This window comes from Longimicrobium sp. (assembly GCF_036554565.1).
Classification (GTDB): Bacteria; Gemmatimonadota; Gemmatimonadetes; order Longimicrobiales; family Longimicrobiaceae; genus Longimicrobium.
This window is the reverse complement of the sequence record NZ_DATBNB010000246.1, coordinates 1-3280: the sequence shown is the minus strand read 5'-3', so window position 1 is coordinate 3280 and position 3280 is coordinate 1. Positions and strand designations below refer to the sequence as shown.

Annotated in this window: 5 protein-coding genes; 2 read left to right on the top strand and 3 right to left on the bottom strand. The window is 70.0% G+C overall.

Features of this window, described 5'->3' with window-relative positions; translation table 11 throughout:
• Both VIB55_RS06690 and VIB55_RS06685 read left to right on the top strand, forming a co-directional pair.
• Positions 1 to 221: hypothetical protein (locus tag VIB55_RS06690; RefSeq protein ID WP_331875894.1), on the top strand; the 221-nt coding region annotated here is incomplete at its 5' end.
• 33 nt (positions 222 to 254) lie between these two features.
• A complete protein-coding gene (locus VIB55_RS06685; RefSeq protein ID WP_331875893.1) occupies positions 255 to 719 on the top strand; it encodes a hypothetical protein in 465 nt (154 codons plus the stop codon).
• On the opposite strand, the gene VIB55_RS06680 is transcribed toward VIB55_RS06685, so the two are convergent.
• The 3 genes from VIB55_RS06680 to VIB55_RS06670 form a co-directional block, all read right to left on the bottom strand.
• Positions 716 to 2005: a folylpolyglutamate synthase/dihydrofolate synthase family protein gene (locus tag VIB55_RS06680; protein WP_331875892.1), complete on the bottom strand. Its 1290-nt coding sequence runs from the start codon at positions 2003 to 2005 to the stop codon at positions 716 to 718. The genes VIB55_RS06685 and VIB55_RS06680 overlap by 4 nt on opposite strands.
• On the bottom strand, positions 2002 to 2880 hold the full coding sequence (accD, locus tag VIB55_RS06675) for an acetyl-CoA carboxylase, carboxyltransferase subunit beta (protein ID WP_331073363.1): 879 nt from the start codon (positions 2878 to 2880) through the stop codon (positions 2002 to 2004). Before accD ends, VIB55_RS06680 begins: the two co-directional genes overlap by 4 nt.
• Positions 2881 to 2950: 70 nt before the next feature.
• Positions 2951 to 3280, bottom strand: a 330-nt coding sequence (locus tag VIB55_RS06670; protein WP_331875891.1) for an FtsW/RodA/SpoVE family cell cycle protein, incomplete at its 5' end; no start/stop codon positions are given.

The window sequence follows — 3280 nt, the reverse complement described above, 5'->3', positions numbered from 1 at the left end:
CGGCCCTGGGGAGCGACGATCCGTATGACCTGGCGCGCTGCCGGGCGCTCGCGGCGCGCGCCGGCATCGACGACGATCATCGTGCAATCCTCGCCCCATCCGCCGCGCTCTCCGGCGGAACCAACCTGATGATCTACATCGAGAGCCGTGCCGGCCGGTTGGAGCTCGCCAACGGTCCGGATCGCATCACCATCACGCCAGGATTCCGCCTGGGCAGCTGAGCGCAGGCAGACGACTTGCTCCGATGCGCGGGCATGTCGCTGCTTGCGGTGGATCTGGGGCTCCGGACGGGGCTGGCATTGTACGGGGATGATGGACGGCTGCGGTGGTATCGCTCGCAGAACTTCGGCAGTGCGACGCGGCTGCGGCGCGCGGTGCACGGCCTGCTGAACACGCTGCCCGAGGTGAGATGGCTCGTGCTGGAGGGCGGCGGCAACCTGGCCGCCATCTGGGAGAACGAGGCCGAGAAGCGCGCGATCGACGTCCTGCGGATCGGCGCGGAGGTGTGGCGGCAGCGCCTGCTGTACGGACGGGAGCAGCGCACCGGCGCGCTGGCCAAGAGCAACGCCGATCCCTTCGCCCGCCGCATCATCGAGTGGTCCGCCGCGCCCCGCCCCACCTCCCTGCGCCACGACGCCGCCGAGGCCATCCTCATCGGCTTCTGGGGCGCGCTGGAGGTGGGGCTTCTCGATGGCATTCCGGCGCAGCTGCGGCGCTAGACGATCGGAATCCCGAGTTCCGCCAGCGCGTCGCCGACGGTGTGCACCGAGCCGGTGACGAGCGCGGTTCCGTAGGGCGCCATGGTTTCTGCGCGCATCAGGGCGGCGGGAAGGTCGGGGATCACGCGGATGGGGATCTGCGCGTCCAGCGAACGCGCGACGTGCTCCGGGTCCCACCGGCGGCCCTCGGGCGCGGTAGGCGCGGTGGTGAGGATGGCGGCGTCCGCGCGGGCGAGCAGCGGCGGCAGCATCTCGTCCCACTCCTTGTCCGCGAGGATCGCGGCGATCACGATCAGCGGGTGGTCGAACGCGACCTGGTCCAGCGTATCGCAGAGCGCCTGCACGCCCGCCGGGTTGTGCGCCACGTCGAAGATCCACGTGCCGCCACGGATGCGCTCCACCTGCATCCGCCCCGCCCAGCGCACCTCCGCGAACTCCCGCTCGATCGCCTCCCATCCAGGACGGACGTCATCGGGTAGGAGTCCCAGCAGTTCCGCCGCGAGCGCCGCATTCCGCGCCTGGTGCGCCCCGATCAGCGGAATGCGAACCTCGCGGCTCCCCCAGCGCTCCGACTCCAGGCGGAACCGGGTTCCTTCGAGCGAGAGGGAGACGTCGGCGATGCGCGCCGCGCGGTCCAGCTCCGTCAGCGGCGAACCGATCTCCGCCGCGCGCCGGCGCAGCACATCCAGCGGCCCCGGCGCCGTTTCCGCCGTGATCGCGGGGACGCCGGGCTTGAAGACGCCCGCCTTCTCCGCCGCGATCTCTTCCAGCGACTCGCCCAGGTACTCCGTGTGGTCGCGCGCCACGTTGGTGACGGCGACGGCAAGCGGGTCGATTACGTTCGTTGAATCGAGCCGCCCGCCCAGCCCGACCTCCACCACGGCCAGGTCCACGCCCGCCTCGGCGAAGCAGAGAAAGGCGAGCGCCGTGGTGGCCTCGAAGAAGGTGGCCTCCGTCCGCTCGATGGCGGGACGCAGCCGGGCCTCGCACGCGGCCAGCAGGTCCGCGTCCACAGCCCTCCCGCCGATGCGGATACGCTCACGGAACGACACCAGGTGGGGCGAGGTGTAGAGGCCGATCGTCCGCCCCGGGTGCGCGGCGCGCAGGGCGGATTCGCACAGCGCCGATACCGAGCCCTTGCCGTTGGTGCCCGCCACGTGCACGGAAGCGAATCGCCGGTGCGGATGGTCCGCACGGGCGAGCAGTTCTTCCGTCCGTTCCAGCCCCCAGCGGATGCCGCCCGAGGTGCGGGCGAACAGCCAGGCGGCGGGATCGTCGGGCGTCACGCCGCTTCCCAGGCCCGCGCCGCCTCCGACGCGGGCAGCCCCATCATGTGCCGCAGCATCCGCGACACGTACGGCTTCATCTTGCGGCGGTCGATGATGTCGTCGAGCATGCCGAACTCCAGCAGGAACTCCGAGCGCTGGAAGCCTTCGGGCAGCTCCTGCTTGATGGTCTGCTCGATCACCCGCGGCCCCGCGAATCCGATCAGCGCGTTGGGCTCGGCCACATTGATGTCGCCCAGCATGGCGTACGACGCCGTCACGCCGCCGGTAGTGGGGTCCGTCAGGATCGACACGTAGGGCAGCCCCTCCTCGTGGAGCTGCGCGAGGACGGCCGAGGTCTTGGCCATCTGCATCAGGCTGAAGATCCCCTCCATCATCCGCGCTCCGCCCGACTGCGAAATGATGATCAGCGGCTTGCGCCCCTCCAGCGCCCGCAACCCGGCGCGCGCCAGCTTCTCGCCCACGACCGACCCCATCGACCCGCCGATGAACGAAAAGTCCATCACGCCGATGGAAACGGGAACCGCGTCCAGCTCGCCGTCGCCCGTGAGCACCGCGTCGCCGTGGGTGCTCTTGCGCTCCGCCGCGATCAGCCGGTCGCGGTAGGGCTTCAGGTCCACGAACCCCAGCGGATCGGCCGAGCGCAGGTCGGCGTCGAACTCGGTGAACGTGCCCTCGTCGATCAGCAGCGACACGTACCCGTCGGCCGAAAGGCGCAGGTGAAAGGCGCAGCTGGGGCAGACGTTCCAGTTCTCCTTGAGCTTCTGGGTGTAGAGGATGTCGTTGCAGTTGGGGCACTTTTCCCACAGCTCGCCGGGCAGGTCGCGGCGGTCGGCCGCCTGCAGGCGCGTCTTGGGCTTGCGAAACCAGGCCATGAGGACCGGAGTTGGACAGGGGGAATACGGACGGACGCCACACGCGGAGGCGCGCCAGCCCCGAGGGGGGCTAGCGCGCCTTTTCGGCGGCGATTCGCTGGATGACGGCCATGGCCAGCAGGTTCACCAGGAGGAACGAGCCACCGTAGCTGATGAAGGGCAGCGGGATGCCGGTGACGGGCATCACGCCCACCGTCATTCCCACGTTGATCAGCACGTGGGTGAACCAGCTGCCCAGCAGGCCGATGGGCACCAGCGAGGCGAAGGGATCGCGCGAGCGCTCGGCGATGCGGATCAGCCGCCAGAAGACCAGGCCGAAGGTGACCAGCACCGCCATCACGCCGACGAAGCCCAGCTCCTCGCCGATGACGGAAAAGATGAAGTCGGTGTGCTGCTCGGG

Bases quoted from the DNA above. Each gene is read 5' to 3' on its own strand.
- VIB55_RS06685 (WP_331875893.1), top strand. From the start codon at position 255: ATGTCGCTGCTTGCGGTGGATCTGGGGCTCCGGACGGGGCTGGCATTG.
- accD (WP_331073363.1), bottom strand. From the start codon at position 2,880: ATGGCCTGGTTTCGCAAGCCCAAGACGCGCCTGCAGGCGGCCGACCGC.